Source organism: Photobacterium obscurum, from assembly GCF_026191635.1.
Lineage (GTDB): Bacteria > Pseudomonadota > Gammaproteobacteria > Enterobacterales > Vibrionaceae > Photobacterium > Photobacterium obscurum.
In genome coordinates this window covers 137,252-154,140 of the sequence record NZ_JAKRRW010000012.1, presented here as the reverse complement: position 1 = coordinate 154,140, position 16,889 = coordinate 137,252, and the positions used below count along the sequence as shown (strand labels likewise).

At 42.8% G+C, this 16,889-nt stretch carries 16 protein-coding genes; 9 read left to right on the top strand and 7 right to left on the bottom strand.

The genetic code is table 11. From position 1 onward, the window contains the following. Positions 1-41 precede the first annotated feature (41 nt). The 4 genes from MD588_RS15850 to yidA form a co-directional block, all read right to left on the bottom strand. The gene (locus tag MD588_RS15850; protein WP_265698398.1) at positions 42-1,028 is read right to left on the bottom strand and encodes a TniB family NTP-binding protein; all 987 of its coding nucleotides are present in this window, start codon (positions 1,026-1,028) and stop codon (positions 42-44) included. An 11-nt stretch (positions 1,029-1,039) separates the two neighbouring features. Then, the gene (locus MD588_RS26200; protein ID WP_265698395.1) at positions 1,040-2,854 is read right to left on the bottom strand and encodes a Mu transposase C-terminal domain-containing protein; all 1,815 of its coding nucleotides are present in this window, start codon (positions 2,852-2,854) and stop codon (positions 1,040-1,042) included. Next, entirely contained in the window at positions 2,847-3,533 is a 687-nt protein-coding gene (locus MD588_RS15840) for a Tn7 transposase TnsA N-terminal domain-containing protein (protein ID WP_265698393.1), read from the bottom strand. The genes MD588_RS26200 and MD588_RS15840 overlap by 8 nt, the downstream gene beginning before the upstream one ends. Positions 3,534-3,709: 176 nt before the next feature. Continuing rightward, positions 3,710-4,519, bottom strand: coding sequence for a sugar-phosphatase (gene yidA / locus MD588_RS15835; protein ID WP_265698392.1), 810 nt, complete (start codon positions 4,517-4,519; stop codon positions 3,710-3,712). Positions 4,520-5,006: 487 nt separating this feature from the next. On the opposite strand from yidA, the gene MD588_RS15830 reads away from it, so the two are divergent. Continuing rightward, positions 5,007-5,825: a MipA/OmpV family protein gene (locus MD588_RS15830; RefSeq protein WP_265698391.1), complete on the top strand. Its 819-nt coding sequence runs from the start codon at positions 5,007-5,009 to the stop codon at positions 5,823-5,825. Between the two features lie 84 nt (positions 5,826-5,909). On the opposite strand, the gene MD588_RS15825 is transcribed toward MD588_RS15830, so the two are convergent. Next, a complete protein-coding gene (locus MD588_RS15825) occupies positions 5,910-6,830 on the bottom strand; it encodes a DMT family transporter (RefSeq protein ID WP_265698389.1) in 921 nt (306 codons plus the stop codon). A 160-nt stretch (positions 6,831-6,990) separates the two neighbouring features. Between MD588_RS15825 and MD588_RS15820 the strand changes: the two genes are divergently transcribed. Beyond that, positions 6,991-7,443 (top strand): Lrp/AsnC family transcriptional regulator, encoded by a 453-nt coding sequence (locus MD588_RS15820; protein WP_265698388.1) that lies wholly within the window; start codon positions 6,991-6,993, stop codon positions 7,441-7,443. Positions 7,444-7,544: 101 nt separating this feature from the next. Here the strand turns inward: MD588_RS15820 and MD588_RS15815 are convergent, their stop codons facing one another. Beyond that, entirely contained in the window at positions 7,545-8,696 is a 1,152-nt protein-coding gene (locus tag MD588_RS15815; RefSeq protein WP_265698387.1) for an iron-containing alcohol dehydrogenase, read from the bottom strand. A 184-nt stretch (positions 8,697-8,880) separates the two neighbouring features. Here MD588_RS15815 and MD588_RS15810 point away from each other — a divergent pair, with 184 nt between their 5' ends. Then, entirely contained in the window at positions 8,881-9,780 is a 900-nt protein-coding gene (locus MD588_RS15810; RefSeq protein ID WP_265698386.1) for an AraC family transcriptional regulator, read from the top strand. 275 nt (positions 9,781-10,055) lie between these two features. Further along, entirely contained in the window at positions 10,056-11,288 is a 1,233-nt protein-coding gene (locus tag MD588_RS15805) for an alpha/beta hydrolase (protein ID WP_265698385.1), read from the top strand. Positions 11,289-11,362: 74 nt separating this feature from the next. On the opposite strand, the gene MD588_RS15800 is transcribed toward MD588_RS15805, so the two are convergent. After that, a complete protein-coding gene (locus MD588_RS15800; RefSeq protein ID WP_265698383.1) occupies positions 11,363-12,109 on the bottom strand; it encodes an MBL fold metallo-hydrolase in 747 nt (248 codons plus the stop codon). A gap of 272 nt (positions 12,110-12,381) precedes the next feature. Between MD588_RS15800 and MD588_RS15795 the strand changes: the two genes are divergently transcribed. The 5 genes from MD588_RS15795 to MD588_RS15775 all read left to right on the top strand — a co-directional run bounded on the left by MD588_RS15795 (position 12,382) and on the right by MD588_RS15775 (position 16,800). Then, positions 12,382-13,155, top strand: coding sequence for a ribonuclease H family protein (locus MD588_RS15795; RefSeq protein ID WP_265698382.1), 774 nt, complete (start codon positions 12,382-12,384; stop codon positions 13,153-13,155). A 233-nt stretch (positions 13,156-13,388) separates the two neighbouring features. Beyond that, positions 13,389-13,931 (top strand): hypothetical protein, encoded by a 543-nt coding sequence (locus MD588_RS15790; protein WP_265698381.1) that lies wholly within the window; start codon positions 13,389-13,391, stop codon positions 13,929-13,931. Between the two features lie 256 nt (positions 13,932-14,187). Continuing rightward, positions 14,188-15,432, top strand: a complete 1,245-nt coding sequence (locus MD588_RS15785) for an esterase/lipase family protein (protein WP_265698380.1) — start codon at positions 14,188-14,190, stop codon at positions 15,430-15,432. Between the two features lie 17 nt (positions 15,433-15,449). Next, a complete protein-coding gene (locus MD588_RS15780; RefSeq protein WP_265698379.1) occupies positions 15,450-15,716 on the top strand; it encodes a hypothetical protein in 267 nt (88 codons plus the stop codon). 160 nt (positions 15,717-15,876) lie between these two features. Continuing rightward, positions 15,877-16,800 carry an arginase family protein gene (locus tag MD588_RS15775; protein WP_265698378.1) on the top strand — a complete coding sequence of 308 codons (924 nt, stop codon included), beginning with the start codon at positions 15,877-15,879 and terminating at the stop codon, positions 16,798-16,800. Positions 16,801-16,889: the final 89 nt, after the last annotated feature.

Sequence of the window (16,889 nt, the reverse complement as noted above, 5' to 3'; positions counted from 1 at the left end):
TTATTTCTGTCCATTACTGAGTTAGAGAATTAGTAGGCTCTTCAGTCAAAGAGGTTACTAAGGTCATCAGGCTTCCCCCTCTTTTTATTGTTCCTTAGGTAGTCTTCCCATCCTAGGTTCCTCGGAGGATCTGCAAGCATTTTTTTACTAATTTTAATGCTCGGTTCGAATGGATTTTTCCATGTGGTCTGTTTGTCACCCGACGTAAGTCTCGATGCATAAAGAAAATCTTTGGCTTGGATTGATGTCTGATCGCTTTCAATTGCTTGTACTGCTGCGTGATAAATCAGGTTTCGTAAAGAACGCATATTCCCTTCTGAAAATGCGTATAGCTTCTTGACCATGTTTTTAGTATTTAACCCTGAGCACTTTTCAAATGGGAGTGCCTCATCCAACCGGGTTAGGAATTCTTCAAAGGTATCCCTGTCGTTTGCATAACTAAAAGGACGTAAGTGAAACTGAATTGAAAAGCGTCCCCTTAATTGACTATTAGCTGATAGAACTACTTGAGAGTATGGCATGCCAAAAAGAATCACTGGACATCTGGTTTTGTTAATGAGCATTTTTATCCAGTCGCCAACTCTAGCGAGTATCTTGTTTGATGATTTTTCAACCAAATGCTGAAATTCATCAATAATAATGAGTTCAATTTTAAGTAATGGAACCAAATCTATTATCCTTTTCGTCAGGACAGTTATATCACTTTCGTAAAGTGCTAACGGGTCATTGAGTTTAAGTAACATCTCTCTTGCCGCATCAACCGGTTTTGCATTTTCAGGTAGTTCAATATATAGGACAGGAACAGTATCTCCTTCAGTGGTTGAGTCACCCTGATTTTGTTTGAGATATTTTTTAATTATCGACGTTTTCCCGACCCCAGAAGCACCATAGACCATCATGCATGATGGTTCCGATTGTAGGTCCGAATATTTTCTACATCGTTCAATATGTTTAAGGACTGTGGTGACGTCAGGGGTTGATATGAATGCTTTCCTAGCCTTTTGAATACGTATGTTATTGTCTTCCATTTGATCTTTCCTTACACGTAATCAATATCCCAATCTGAATCATCATCTACGTCGGTCTCAATTGATGATGGGGATTTTTTTTCGTCAAGAACGATGTCATTATTTTTCTGTGATTTTGCACGTTCAGAATGTTCCAGATACCTTGCAGCACGTTTTTTGTTTGTTATGCTTGTCTTCTTCTTTCTAATTGATTCATGAACTATTTCTTCTATAGCAATTTCAGTATCAATCTCTTCATCCTCGTTATAATCTGAATTATTCAGCTTCTCTTTAATTTCTAAATTTATCTTATGTTGCCAGAGAGAAACAGTACTTGCATATTCATATTCAATAGCAGGAACTTTAAAATATTCTTCTTGATCTTCATCAATCACCCAAATAAATCCCATATGTTCAGGGTTATACTTGAATTTAACTTTGTGATTGCCTTTTTTTCCTCGGTACTCGGCAAGTCGATCACTACTGTAATCTAGTTCTTTACATAATGTGATACCGATGTCAGTAAGCATCTTTTGGTCCAATATAGCGAAATGGAAGTCTAATTCTTCACTAGTTCCTTCGAATTCATCGGGAGCCCATTCCTTAGCACCTTGCCTCCAAGTAACATTCGGACAATTTGTCCCCCTTTTATTTGGCTTTTTGTGGTATATATCTACCAACCATAGCAAGTATATCTCTTTGATTTCGTCTAAGGTTAATGTCGCTTCTCCAATAGAGTCATACCCTTCACGTTGTAGGTAATTGCTAAATGCTTTTCCTGGAAGGTCATTTATTAGTGATGTATTTGTTGTACCATATTGACGTTCGACATGAGGCTTGTTGTCAGGTGTTTCCACTTTGTTCTGGTGAAGAATGATAAGTAAGCTTTCACATGCTCGGCCAAAGTTTTCTGATAAAAATTCTTTGGCATTATCAGTTACAATCAAATCTGGAATACCATAGCAGATCCATTCATTTTTTATTGATGGATACTGAGCGAGTAGTTTTTCTTTTCGCTGAATTGCGTTCTTCAACGCGAGGGAAACAGAAATATAACTTGGCGGTTCAAAACCAAGGTAGAAACCAATAACAGCCTTGCTGTAGCAATCGACAAGCTGTGTGAGGTAAGGCCTTCCTATTGTTACACGACTATCATTATCGACAGCAAATAAATCGAGCCATGTATGGTCAATTTCTACTCTCTCGAGAACATTTGAAGTTAGAATTCTCTTACCCATACGACGAAACTCCCGTTTTGCTGCTCGCTCTCCTTTTCTTGCCGCAATTTTTTCAAATGGTGTTAGCTTTTTAACTCGTTTTCGTATGGACTCGTAGTTAGGGTACTTATAGTGGGTGCCATGAACTAAGTTATATTGGCGAATCTTTCTTCGTACTCGTCTAAAAGCTGATTGAATGTTGATTTGCTTAGCTGATATAACATCGTTAATCGCTTGATCCATGAACGCTGAAACGACTTTGGGAACTTTTACAGTGCGATTCCCTCGTTTATTAATTTTTGGTGCTAATGAAACTATATTATAGTCAGCTTTACGATAAGCTAACCACCATCGATATATGGTGATTGTGCTGGGGATGTCTCTTTGAAATTTCCTTTGTAGTTTTACTCTAAGCGGTTCTATTGTTTTTATATTTATCTGTTCACAATCACGTGATATCTGTCTCAGAATCCTTAGTCGAAACAGAGCTTCGTTAGCGATATCTTCTCGAAAAGAAGAAAGATCCTTGTAGCTCCTTTCGTCAAACACTTCGGACTTACCAGTATGATCTTCATCATACTCTTGCTGGTTGTTTTTTTTATGTAATTTTAAAAATGTAGATCTAGACATACACAAGTCTCACTTCAGTTTCTATCGTCAAAGGTGTGTATAAATCAGTTTCTAATATACATCTAGATAATAAATCACAGATTATGGGCATAATTCGTTGTTTAGGTAGACCTGTTCTAAACATTAATGACTCAACACGTTGAGGTCCGTAGTTACAAAGTATTGAAAGTAAGGTTTTTTGAGTTTCGCTTAAGTTCTTGCGAGATGCATAGCGGTGGATTAATTTGAGGTTCTGTAGAAGGGGAGTTACTCTTATGTGAGATTCTTTAATAAGTTCCAGATAAACGCCAAGCTGCTCAGCGGCAGCGGCTTTAGCGTTGAACTCTCTCTTGAATTGATTTGAATTAGCCTCTTTGTCACGCTTTACTTCATAAAGGATAAATTCGCCAGTAGTGAATTCAACTAAAAAGTCTGGAACGTATGTATGAGTTTTATCATCGATGGCAAATGAATATCGAATAGGTTGAGAACAAAATTTTCTAATACTTGAAGCGAAATCAAAATGATAGCAAGCATCACATTCCAATGCAGTCTCAACAGAGACTCTATGATTCATTTTAACGCTTGCATATCTGTGAATGTTTTTACCACGCGACTTGGTGAGATTTCGCGCGGGTTCAATGAACGCATTGTTCAGTGCGTCAAGAACTTCTGGAGAGGGAGTGAGGTGTTTACTCAAAATATCGCCTCTTTCACCAACTGTCGTAAACTTACATAAGTATGGTACAGAAAGAGGCAATATCAAATTATGGGTGTGATAAAAATCACTTTATGGTCGTAAATATCGTTTTATGGGTGTTTCGACAAAAAAAAGCGAAGGCATAAGCCTTCGCTTTTGTGAAACCTTGAACGTTACTATTTATTTAAGATGAACTCTTCAATCACCTTGGCAACTCCGTCATCATCGTTGCTGGCTGTGATAAGGTTTGCCAGTGCTTTGGTATCTTCGGTTGCATTACCCATTGCAACACCAAGACCAGCATATTTGATCATATGATGATCATTACCGGCATCACCCATACAGATGACCTCACTCGCATCAATATTAAGATGTTCGGCCAGCATTGCTACACCGGCACCCTTGTTGCTGCGAGGGTTAAGTAGCTCAAGGAAGAACGGCGCGCTTTGAACAATGGTGTACTGCTCATAAAGTGAGGCTGGTAACTGAGCAATAGCGGCAGATAAGATCTCAGGATCGGCCACCATCATCACCTTGATGATCTCTTCATCGTTATCAAGTTCGGCAAAATCGAGCTCAGTCACTTCTACACCATTGATTGTTGATTCATGACTGGTGTAAGTGTTATTTTCTGGCGTGATTAAGCCACGAGTTGGTGAGAAGGCATGAACATGAACCCCAAAATCATGGGCAAGACTTGCGATGTTTTTGGCATCACTTCCCTGCATAATGAGCTTGTGGATGATCTGTTTGCTCTCTACACGCTGTACTAGTGAGGCGTTATAGCTGAGGACATAGTCACTCTCACTAGTCATCTCTAGTTGAGCCAGATAGTCAGCCATTCCTTCCAATGGGCGACCTGACGCGAGTACGACGTGAACGCCTTGCGCTCTGGCTTCTGTGATTGCCTGCTTGGTTCGGACAGAAATTTCTTTCTGCGAGTTAAGCAGGGTGCCATCCATATCGAGTGCAACCAGTTTGTACATGTTGTGTATCCACATAGAAAAATTTTAGAACGTGCATAATAATCAATTTTTGTGACCAGCTCGACATGATTTGGTGACAAAAATGTGATGTTCAGTATTGCATTGATACTTGTCAAGTTTCTTTTCTCCCGCAGCACCTACAGCTACAACAGATGCGATTGTTGATATGATGAGGTGCTCTAACCAGTTTTCTTAGATTGTGCAGACACTTCAAAAAGTAATGTATTCTTCATTTTCTCTTATGAGGTTGGTCGCATTTCATTTTTGTGGTGAATATCTTTGGTTGTGAAGGTAGCGTAAGAATCATATGGATTAACAGTTCTTCATACGGTATATTGCAAAAATCAAAGGCGAGAAAATCGTCTTTTATTTTGACTGTATACAGTATGCTGTTCCGGTTGTTAGGGGCGGCGATGAATATCGTCCGGATGCTCGGTATCGCAAATTACCTGAAATATGAAGTCGTTAAGAGAGACGCTAAGTAGAAATGAATGTTGATAATGTGGCATTTTTGATTAATAAAAACATAGCTCACGGCGGGCGAAATAGCTTTTGGGGCAAGTCAAAAAATGCTGTAAAAGTAGTGTTGGCTGCAGTGTCACTAGTGTCTGCTCCAGCTTTTTCTGGCCAGTTGTCATTAGGGGCTATTACCTCATACTCGCCTGAAGTCTACAAAGAAACAGATGCGAATGTAGTCGTGATCCCTGCAATCGGGTATGAAAGCCCTCACCTTTTTTTCCGAGGCTTTTCTGCTGGAGCCAGGTTATATCCGATAGGCACGCCGACCAATGTGATTTTTAGGTTAGCCTACGATCCTAGAACCCTGAAGCCATCAGATTCCGATAATGTGCAAATTCAACTGTTGGATGAGCGAGAAGCATCAATCCTTGGTGGTGTAAGCTATCAGATGTTAACGCAGGTTGGTATTTTTGAAGTAGGAGCAGGAACGGATTTAGGAAGCAAACATAATGGTTTATATGCAGAGGCTTCCTGGAGATTACCTATTAGAATGCGCCGTTTTGCTATCACTCCTCAAATAGGCTACGCGTATAATAGCGATCGAATTAACAATCACCTCTATGGTGTTTCGAACTCAGAATCTACTCGATCTGGCCTTGAAGCATTTGATGCGGATTGGGATGGTCAATATTTTGTAGGCTTAAGTGGCTATATGTTTATCACCAATAGTGTGAGGTTAAATGCGAGCGTACGATATACCAACCTGGAAGGTGATATTGAAAATAGCCCAATTATTGCTGGTTCCGTAACAAGCCAAGGTTCTCTTGGTATCACGTATGTATTCTAGACGTCATGCCCAGAGGTCTGTTAGTGGTTGGTCAGTGTAATGAAAAACAGCACACTGACCATCTTAGTTTGTTAGCTATTGAGCTTAATTCAGGCGATTTAATATTACCGATTTTATTTTGATGAGTTCACTGGCCGCGAGTGCACCAAATACAATAAATCCCATTGCCATTACAGTGACAAGCGTTAATGGTTCGCCGAATATTGGGATGGCGATCAGCGCTGCAACAACCGGAGTGAATGCCCCCAGAGCTGCGCACATTTCAGCACCGAGTCTGGAGATAGCATATCCATAGGTAAAATTGGCGATGATCCCGGCTGCGATCCCTTGGATCAGAAAGTGGTAAAAGAGATCACTGACAGGTGCTGACAGCAAGTTAAATTTAACCCAACCAGTTATGTAGAAAACAGGCAGCAACAGACAAGCCGAACTCGCTAAAATTGCTCCCCCTGCAATTGGCGTTAACCCGCTAACCCGCATTCCTATTGTATACCATGCCCAACTGAAACTGGCTGCGAGTAACAATATATGGCCTTGTGCGATTGTCGGCTGCTGACTAAAGGCTGAGCGGGAAACAAATAGTCCGATACCGATAAATATCAAGCCAATACCGAGTTTTCTGATGCCGGAAACCTGCTCGCGATAACAAATGACGGCGATAGCAGATACAAAGAGGGGAAGAATACCGGGAATTAATGATGCACCATCGGCAACTGGTGCTAAGCGTAATCCGTTGGCTGCCAGCAGAAAAAACGGTAATCCTGCGCCAAAAGTGATGGCGAGCAGATAACGTTTGGGCGTCGCCTTGATTTGCGACGCTTTGGCTAAACTTAACAACCCGAATACTAATGCGGCCGGTACGAATCGCAACAGGGCTATGTCACCGACAGTTAATGTCGATTGTCCTGAGCCTCTGAGAGAGATAAAAAAGCTAGCCCAAATTATTAGGGTTGCTGCCATCGCGCAGAGTCCCAGCAAACGTTCCTTTCTTGCCGCGTGTTCCATCACCGTCTTCCCAGTCTTTTAACTATTGATAATCAATTATGGGTAATAACCGTGGGCGATAGTTGGCAAAGGTAATGCTTATTGATACTAATATTGGTAATAACTATCAAATTGTGACTATATATTGATAATAATCACCAATGTTACTCAAGGAGGAGTGATGGACAGAAAAGACAAGCAGATCATTGCCGAGTTACAAAGTGACGTGCGTAAGACGACCGCGGAGATCGCTGATGCTGTTGGCTTGTCGCTTTCCCCCTGTGCCCGCCGAATCAAAAAGCTGGAGTCAGAAGGTGTTATTTCTGGTTATCAGGTTAAGCTGAATCGGCAAAAACTGGGATTGATGATGACGTTCTTTGTTAATGTCAGTTTGAGTAATCACCGTGATCAGGCTATTGGTGAGTTTGAAGCAGCCGTTGATTGCATGGTTGAAGTGATTAGCTGCCATGTTATCTCTGGTTCTTATGATTATTTGCTTGAAGTGGTAAGTAGGGATTTATCTCACTACGAAGCTTTTATGCGCAAACTGCAAACTCTTAGTATGGTGAAGGATATCAATACCAACCTTGCAATCCGCCCGGTCAAGCAAGGAACACCATTGCCGATGGAATGAGCTATTAAGCATGCAATAAAAAGCCCATCAGGAGCTCCTAATGGGCTTGTGTACTTGTTCTAGGTTGAGCTACTGAGCTTGTCTGCGGGATAATTATCCGTTTATAGCGCCGTTTCCAGAATCGCTCGGCTTTCAGCAATTGAAATGTTGCCGTGCTCGCCTAGCGCTGTCATACCATGTTTTTCCAGACCTGCAATCAAGGTATCAATTGCTGATGCATCTAGCTCGGCATCAGACAGGGTAGTTGGTACTTCCATTTGTTTGAAGAAGGCAATGGTTTGGGCAATAGCAGCATCAATACGCTCATCTACTGAACCTTCTGTAATACTGAAAATACGCTCGCCATACTGAAGTAGTTTAGCTTCTTTGTCGTTACGACGTTCTTGCATAACGGCCGGAAGAACGATACTTAGCGTACGCGCATGATCAATGCCGTAGTTGCCTGTTAATTCGTGGCCAATCATGTGGGTGGTCCAGTCTTGTGGTACACCTACACCTATCAGGCCATTAAGAGCCTGTGTTGCAGACCACATGATATTTGAACGTACATCCATATCATCAGGTGTTGCCAGAGCTTTCGGGCCTTCCTCAATAAGTGTCAATAACAGGCCTTCAGCGAAGCGATCCTGTACTTTGGCGTTAGCGGGGAAGGTTAGATACTGCTCCATGACATGAACGAAGGCATCTACCGCACCATTTGCAACCTGGCGAGGTGACAGGCTTAGGGTAGTTTTCGGATCTAGCACAGCAAAGAGGGGCTGAACTAGCGGTGACATGAATGCCAGTTTGTCTTTACCGCGGGAAACTACTGCGCCCATGTTATTTTCTGAGCCAGTTGCCGGCAATGTCAGAACACATGCCAGCGGCAAGGCGGCCTTTACGCCTTCATTGGCTGCCAAGATATTCCATGGGTCTTCACCCTCATAACTTGCTGCTGCAGCGATGAATTTCGTACCGTCGATCACCGAACCACCACCAACGGCCAGCAGGTAGTCAAAGCCTTCTGCCTTGATTTTGTCGACGGCTTTCATCAGCGTGTCGTACTGCGGGTTTGGCTCGATACCGGCGAACTCTCCCCACTGGTGGCCTTCCAATGCGGCTTCTACTTGTTCGTAGACACCATTACTTTTTATTGAGCCACCACCATAGGTAACCAGAACTTTCTTATCTTTCGGAATATCGTTGGTGATGGCAGCAATCTGGCCTTCACCAAAATGAATACGGGTAGGGTTTTGATAAGTGAACTTGTTCATTATTGTTCTCCGGTGAGAGTCTTTATCAGCCATAAAGGCTAAGAAACGATACGGTACAGTCTATGGGAGTTCTAATAACTGTTTAATACACGATTCTCTCTAAAGCTTGCCTAATTCTACTTTTTGAAGTGAAAAGCTTGCATTCATGATCGTAAAAGCGATGATGAGAATAACGGAGGTAGGCATGAAAAACACAGTCAGCTTAGCGACATCGCTATGTGAGCAATACGGTTTGGACAAGCAAACTGGGCGGGTAGATACCTACTTGCCGGGGGTAAGGCTGTTTAGAATTACTAAATATCATAAAGTTACGCCACAAATGTATCAGCAGGGTGTCGTTATTATCTTTCAAGGTAATAAAGTGGGCCACTTGAACGACTATCGTTTTGACTACGACACCGAACATTGTCTGATTGTGGCAACGCCTTACCCTATTGCCTGTGAAACCTTTGCCTCTGAGGATTCACCGCTAATCGGTATTGATATTGGGTTTGATCTTGCTGTTATTCAGCAACTTGTTGATATGCTGGAGCAACATGGCGGTTCTGAAGTATTCAAAGCTGAAGCGAATGGTCGTGGCGTTGCAGCCTCACGGATTACGCCTGATATAGCGAGTTGTATGTCTCGCTTACTGCAAGCCCTACATAGTCCTCTTGATTCGATGGTGTTGGGGGCACAAATACTGCGTGAGTTCTTTTACCTTCTTTTGCAGGGGCAGCAAGGGTATTTACTTGCCCAATACTGTAGGCAAGACAGTGCACTGTCACGGGTTTCAAAAGTTATCAACCACGTACAAGCACACTATGAGCAGAAATTAGCAATTGATGATCTTGCTGATATGGCGGGTATGAGCGTGTCAGCATTCCACCGTGCTTTTAAACAGGTTGTAACGGATCCGCCGTTGCAGTACATAAAAAAGATCCGCTTAAACAAAGCAAAAACAATGATGGTGCAGGATGGTATGCCGGCAAATGTGGCGGCAATAAAAGTGGGTTATGAAAGTGCAACCCAGTTTAGCCGTGAGTTTAAACGCTATTTTGGTCTGCCACCAAGTAAGGCGGCTGAAATCGGCTTTTTGCAATAGGGCTGAATAGGAACTCAACTGTCCATGGGCGCTGTTCACTGCTGTCGGGCACTTTATCGCGCAAGCTAAGCCAGATGAGTTAAAGCATTAGATAATATTCTCGCTCGCTACTGATTATTAGGCACTAATATTTGTGTTGCTGCTCTCGCTTTAGTTTATCTTCAGGTGACGATGCCAGGATTATTGCTTACGCTATGTCATTAAATATATATGTTTAAATTCAATTGTTTAATGCGTCTCTTTATGATCGGGATGTTCATTGCCTAGGAATACCAATGTTAATATCTCGCCTACCATTGTTCACTTTTATCTTGATGTTACTGACCGGTTGCGGTGCCTTTTCACAGGCAGCGAAAGAAGCAAACTTAATACAAAGTAGCTATGTGAAATATCAACTTACTATCGGAAATGCGAATAAGCAGTCAATGATTTTAGTTGTTCAGATGGCGGATAGACTCGGTAATCATGTCACTGGCTTCGATGCGCTGATTGGACAGTCGGAGATGACGGTTCATTCTACGGTTAATAATCGATACCTGTTTATCTTCGATGATATCAACGGTGATCTTCGTTTTATGCCGGGAGAACCCTTTGCTTTGGTTGAGTTAGATCCAGGATCAAATCTGGATATTGGCCCAGTTATGCTGAAAGATGAGGCTGAGGGGTACCCGCTGCAGCTGGTTGATAAATCTCTCAAGAAAATTGTCAATGTTCAGCTGAGTATCGCTAAAGGGGGAGAGGTCACAACATTGTCTGATCCCCGATTCAGCTACGAGCAAGCGAATATTGGACTTTGGAAGCCTTATACCTTTATTGAAAATGGCAATACCGGGCTCTTCTTTTTGTCTGAATTTGATAGCAGCAAAATTCCTGTTCTTTTTGTTCATGGGATGAAAGGAACGCCGAGGGATTTTGGTTCGATTATTGAGTCAATTGATCGCTCTCGTTACCAGATTTGGGTTGTGAACTATCCTTCGGCCGTGCCTTTACTCTTGGTTTCGCAGGGGCTGAGTAATATGGCGAGCATGATACGCAAACAGTACCATTATGACGGGATACATATTGTGGCGCATAGTATGGGGGGCCTGGTTGCCAAGGCCTATATCAATCAATGTACGCGTAATAACTCATGTCGAGGAATATTGAGTTTTACGTCTATTTCGTCCCCGTTTGGTGGAATGGAATCTGCACAAAAAGGGGTGAAGTTTGCGCCTGTTGTGGTTCCATCTTGGTATGATTTGGATCCGGGTAGTGACTTCATTAATGAGTTGTTTAAACCAAACACTTCATTACCTCCTCACCTGCTGATGTTTGGTTATCAAAACGAAGGTGTCCTGAATTTCGAAAGTGGTGATGGCGTGATCAGCTTATCCAGTCAGCTTGAATATCGAGCCCAGCAACAGGCGAACCAAGTGATCGGGTTTAATGAAAACCATGTCGGGATTTTGAGCAATCAGGATGTTCATCAGATCTTGAAAGATTTTTGGCTGCGTAACGAAGCGCATTAAGTACGCTTGTTGATAAAGCTAAATATGATTGGTTGCTACTTAGCGTTATCCCCGCGCGATAGAGCTAAGTCTATTTATTGTGTGAGAACTTTTTTTAGTTTCGATTTTACTGAGCGCCAGTGAGTCATAGGAATATTGGGGGCACACTTTAATAAATGCTGATACTCCTGCTCGGAAGGTTGAACTTCACCACCGTGGGCAAGAATAATTGAGTCGGCTTCGAGTGCCATCACTTTATGTAAAGACGCACGATATCGGTTAGGGTAGAAAACAGGGAATGGCGGAATGTAGCGGCCTTTTACCGTAACCATTAAGTCGGCGACATAAATCCGATTGCTCGGTATATGATGTAAAGACAAATCACGATCGGTATGGCCCTGAGTTGCCAGGGCAATCCACTCAGGAAAGCCTGGTAATGCATCACCATCGTCAAGCCTGTAATCCGGTTTGAGTTTACTTGAGTACCAGACATTTCTCCGAGGTTTTTTCATCCTATTGGCAACCCATTGTGCTAACAACATGTCGGTAAAATGCATCAAAATGCCGTCAAGTCCTGAATACCATTGTCCTGCCACATTGGCCGTCGCTATTTTGCAGCCTGTTAAGCCGCGAAGTTTGTGAGCAGCCCCTGCATGGTCTGGGTGCATATGAGTTACAACAATAAGGCTAAGATCATTGAAAGGCCTTTGTAACGTATTTTCTATAAACGCCTTTATTACTGGTATGTCTGCGCGACTACAGCCATCGAGTAGTAATAGTTTGTCTTCATATTCAGCTAAGTAGATAGACTGAATATAGCCTTCCAATTGATGAAGCTTCATAGTGCAATGCCTATCCGCTGTTGGTTTTTATATTGAAGCCATAAGCAAGAGAACATTATGTGATAACTCGTCCGATGACTCAAGAGGTTGAAATTTGAGCGATAATTCGCAGGGTATTTTGTTTAGATAGGGCAAAGTAGAAGAATGAGTGACTTCGACGCGGGCTAAGTGTCAAAATATCGATGCTTTAGGATGTTCAGGGACTCTAGTACCCTTGAACACCAGCATTAGCTACCAAATTGTTTCATGCTCATCAAATATAGGAAAACGTAATGGCGCAGAAATTTTATGTCGTGTGGGTTGGGCGTGAAACTGGTGTGTTTACCAGTTGGGACAAGACGAAGCAGTTAGTCGATAAATACCCCAAAGCAAGATATAAATCTTTCAAAACAAGAGAAGAAGCTGAAGCTGCGTTCAAGTCAGGCGCGAATTCGGTGAAAAAGAGTGCTTCCAGCCACTCAAAGTCAGCTGGGCAGAAAAAGGCCAGTAGCAAAGCACTACCTGCCACCAAACATGACCTGTCGGATTTCGATGTGAATATCTACTGTGATGGTGCGTGTGATCCGAACCCAGGCAAAGCTGGGTCGGGGGTTGCGGTTTATTGCAATAATGAATTGGCAGAACTCTGGTACGGTTTATATAACCCGAATGGTACAAACAATACTGCAGAGTTAAATGCGCTATATCAAGCGCTACTGCTAGCACAAGCGTCATTAGAAAAAGGGAAAACAGTTCAGATACTGAGCGATTCCCAATATTCCATTAACTGTATTTCAGTATGGGCGTTTAGCTGGAAGAAAAAAGGCTGGATGCGCAAAGAGCAAGGCGACATTAAGAACTTAGAAGTGATCCAGGCTTCTCATGAACTTTATATTAAGCTCAAAGATAAAATGACGTTATCACATGTTAAAGGTCACGCTGGCATCGAGGGAAATGAGTTGGCTGATCGCATGTCTGTGTATGCTGTGGATCAAAAGGATACCGGTTTTCACCGTTATACCGATCCACTCAATATCGATGAGATCCTCTCGATGAGAGCGGGGTGATTTGCTTTAAAGTATGTAACACGCTTTTATTAATCCCCTGGCACGTTACTCAGTGTGTTAGAGATGTTCCAATGAATGAGACCAATTGGGATAAGTATTTGCCCCCTTACTTATCCCGATGGGTATAACGTTCTTTTTTGATTATTTTAGGCTAGAGTGAAACAGTCAATTGCACGGTGTTTTATTGTGTTATAGTATTTGAACGCTATTTTATTTCGTGCAGAGAATTGAGCGTGAAACGTTATTTAATACTGATGACAGCGGTGCTCACAACGCTTTTGGGTTGTGTTGCCTACCCAACAACCAGAGTTTACTTTGAGCCAAACCCAGCCGATGGGGCTCCGGTGGCCACAAGTGGTTGTGGTTATCACACAACCAAAAAAGATTCGCTTGAGCGGGCTGTCGGTGATGTCATGATCAATGTTCAGCCTGAATATGTTAAAGGAGAAAACCTGAAGGTTACGGTTGTTGTCAAAAATGAATTTAGCTATATCGCGCTTGATTCTGAACAGATCTCTGTCGAAGGTATCACTGGCAGCAAGACGTTATACCCTATCGATGTAGCGACGATGTTGCAATTGCCTAGCAAGAGTATGCCTTACTATAGCCAATGGTATGTGTTGAGCTATCCAGTTACAGTAAATGATGTTGATAAGTTCAACTTAACAATTCCTGTCGAAAACACTGCATTACCAACCTTAAAGAGTAACTTGCTTAGCTTTGGTTTCAAAAAGATTGAAAAAGAAGATTTCTATTACAATTCAATTAATTGTTAGGTTCATGTTTAGTGAACCATGTTGGTACAGGCTTTGAACTTGGTTGAAACTGGAGTGTACTAACGACGTTACCGCGAAGGCGCGATATATCCTCATGACGAATATAGTAAGGGAGATCACTATTTAGCCAAAAGAGTTCATTTTATTTGTAGTTATCTCTTCACAAGGTTATAGCTATCCCGCACTATGCAACTAGTGGCTTTGTTCGAAGCGACTGATATTCTCATATGAATGATGACGGATGGAGCCCTTTATTATGAGTAAGTTAGCGCCCTCAAGAGGGCTGAAACATCTGCGCATTTCGGATCTTCGCGGTGTTGTTCAGTTGACGACACAGGCAACAATGAGTGTCACCAAAATTACTGAAGGTGTACACCAGTCTGTCTGGAGTACCTTGGGAATCCCAGGGGGGAATGAACCCGGCCAAACAAGAGGTTTAACGGGGTTAGTCTATAAAAGTATTTACGCCATTACCCAGCTGGTCGGCACAGGAGCCGACAAGCTGTTGGAAAAACAGCTCCCCTTGCTAGCCTTCCTTGATGAGAACAAAGTCGATACCCCTGAGAGACGGGCCGTGTTATCGGCATTGAATGGTGTGATGGGCGATCAACTGGCTGCAAATAATAATCAATTTGCGACGTCGATGACGTTTTACTACCAGCAAAATGCATTGAATTGGCCAGATCTAACCATAAAGCCCGAGGTGACTGGCAAGGTATTGCTGATGATCCACGGTTTGTGTATGAATGACAGGCAATGGTGCTGTAAGCATGATGATGGTGAGGTGGATCATGGCCAGATGCTGTCTTCTGAACTGGGTTATACACCAATATACCTTCGTTATAATTCCGGGTTGCATATATCACAAAATGGTCGCGAGCTAGCTGCTCAGCTTGAGCTGCTAGTTGAAAACTGGCCGACGCCGATAGAAGAGTTGGCAGTTGTCGCTCATAGTATGGGGGGCTTGGTAACTCGTAGCGCAGTGCATTATGGTAAGCAGGAGGCTTTGCGTTGGCCCTCGCTAATGAAAAATATCGTCTTCCTCGGTACACCTCACCATGGTGCACCGCTGGAGCGGGCAGGGAATAAGCTGGATGTTATTTTGGGCAGTACACCTTACACCGCCCCTTTTACTAAGTTGAGCAAGCTTCGCAGTTCAGGAATTACAGACTTGCGTTATGGTCATGTGGTCGACGAGGATTGGCAAGAGGCAGATCGCTTTGAATGTCGGCCGGATGGGCGTTATGCGGTACCACTGCCGGAGGGTATTGCTTGCTACACTGTGGCTGCTACCACGGCCAGTCAGCGTGGCTTACTTGTTGATCGTTTAGTAGGTGATGGCCTTGTTCCCTTGCGTAGTGCGCTTGGGTTTCATGATAGTGATGAGCATAACTTGGTATTTTCAGAATCATCTCAGCATATTTTTTATCAAATGAATCATATGGAGCTGCTGAGCAGCCGCAATGTTACCCACCAGATATTAAAGTGGTTGTCACCTTAAAATAAAAGTGCTTATAAATGGAACAAATTCTAAAAACATTTATACCAGTGTTGCTATGGTTGAAAATTGCACTTTCGCCAACCTTTGTCGCTGGGTTAATTGCAGTGCTAATTTGTGTCGCCAGAGATACGTTTAGTGCCCCCCTTGTTGTGGCAGTGATGGGAGTCGTTTTATTGACTGGAGCTATTTGGGCTGAGCGAATTAGAAGAACCGTGGGAATATTGGCATTTCACAGCCGTTTAATATCAACGCCAGAAATTGATGGGAGAAAAAACAGTTACTAGTCTCCTTATTATCTACCCTGATAATATATTTTCGATCATCGAAAGAATGTGAAGTCCGCCGACTTTCCACTCTTGAACGTTGTTCGCATTAAATAATTAAGCGTAGCTTCAATCCCTGATGGTTTTTGCATTCGTTGTTTTAAAGAGTAAAGGTATTGCGATGGTCCGAAAATTTAGAATAGTGGGGGCGCCATACAATCACTCCGCATTGGTCACAACCAAGCAGAATACCGTTCAGGCATTAAGAGAAAATGATGATGACGCCTGGAATGGATTATCTGACTGGATGGATGTCCGCAATGGTCGCTGGGGTGCTGATATTCAAGATCTTGGTGATGTTGAATTGAGTGGTGATATTCAGGCATTGCTTGAGCGTGGGGAAAAAGTCAGGGCTTTACAGACTTATTGCATGGCGTTGGAAAATCAGCTTTTAGATGTTTATCAGAGCGGTTCAGTACCGATCACGATTGGTGGCGATCATTCCATCGCAATCGCGACGATTTCGGCGGCACTAAAACATTATCAAGTTAACCGGAAAGAAAAAGTGGCGGTGGTATGGGTCGATGCCCATGCGGACTGTAACGATTCGATAGAGAGTAATTTGCATGGAAAACCGTTGGCAATGCTAATGAATCGCTGTGAACACCAAGAGTGGCAACATGATCCGACGGTTAATTTGAAGCCGCAGGATATCTACTATGTGGCAATTCGTGATTTGATGCTAAATGAAGCGAACCTGATCGCGAAGAATAAGATCACCTGTTATGACATGGCGGCCATTGATGAGCTCGGTTTTCGTCAAGTATTAACACAGCTAATGGCTAACCTCGATGCAGATTATGACCGAATTTATGTATCGTTTGATTACGACTGTTTAGACGGTTCGGTATTTCGAGCCTGTGCGACGCCAAATGTCGGCGGCTTAAGTGCACGAGAGACGCTGATGCTAGTATCGAAGCTATCGACGTCCGATAAGTTCATCGGCATTGATTTTGTCGAGTATCTGCCAGAGCTTGATCCGAGCCGCGTTTCAAAGGAATTGATGGTGAAGCTGATTGATGCGGTTTGGGGATATCGAGTCTAATTTTTACCGCTGTATATTATTTCCTGTAGACCTGAAATGAGGCCTGTCGGCAAAGCCGGCGCGGGTTTTTTGCGGTAGGTCTAAACTAA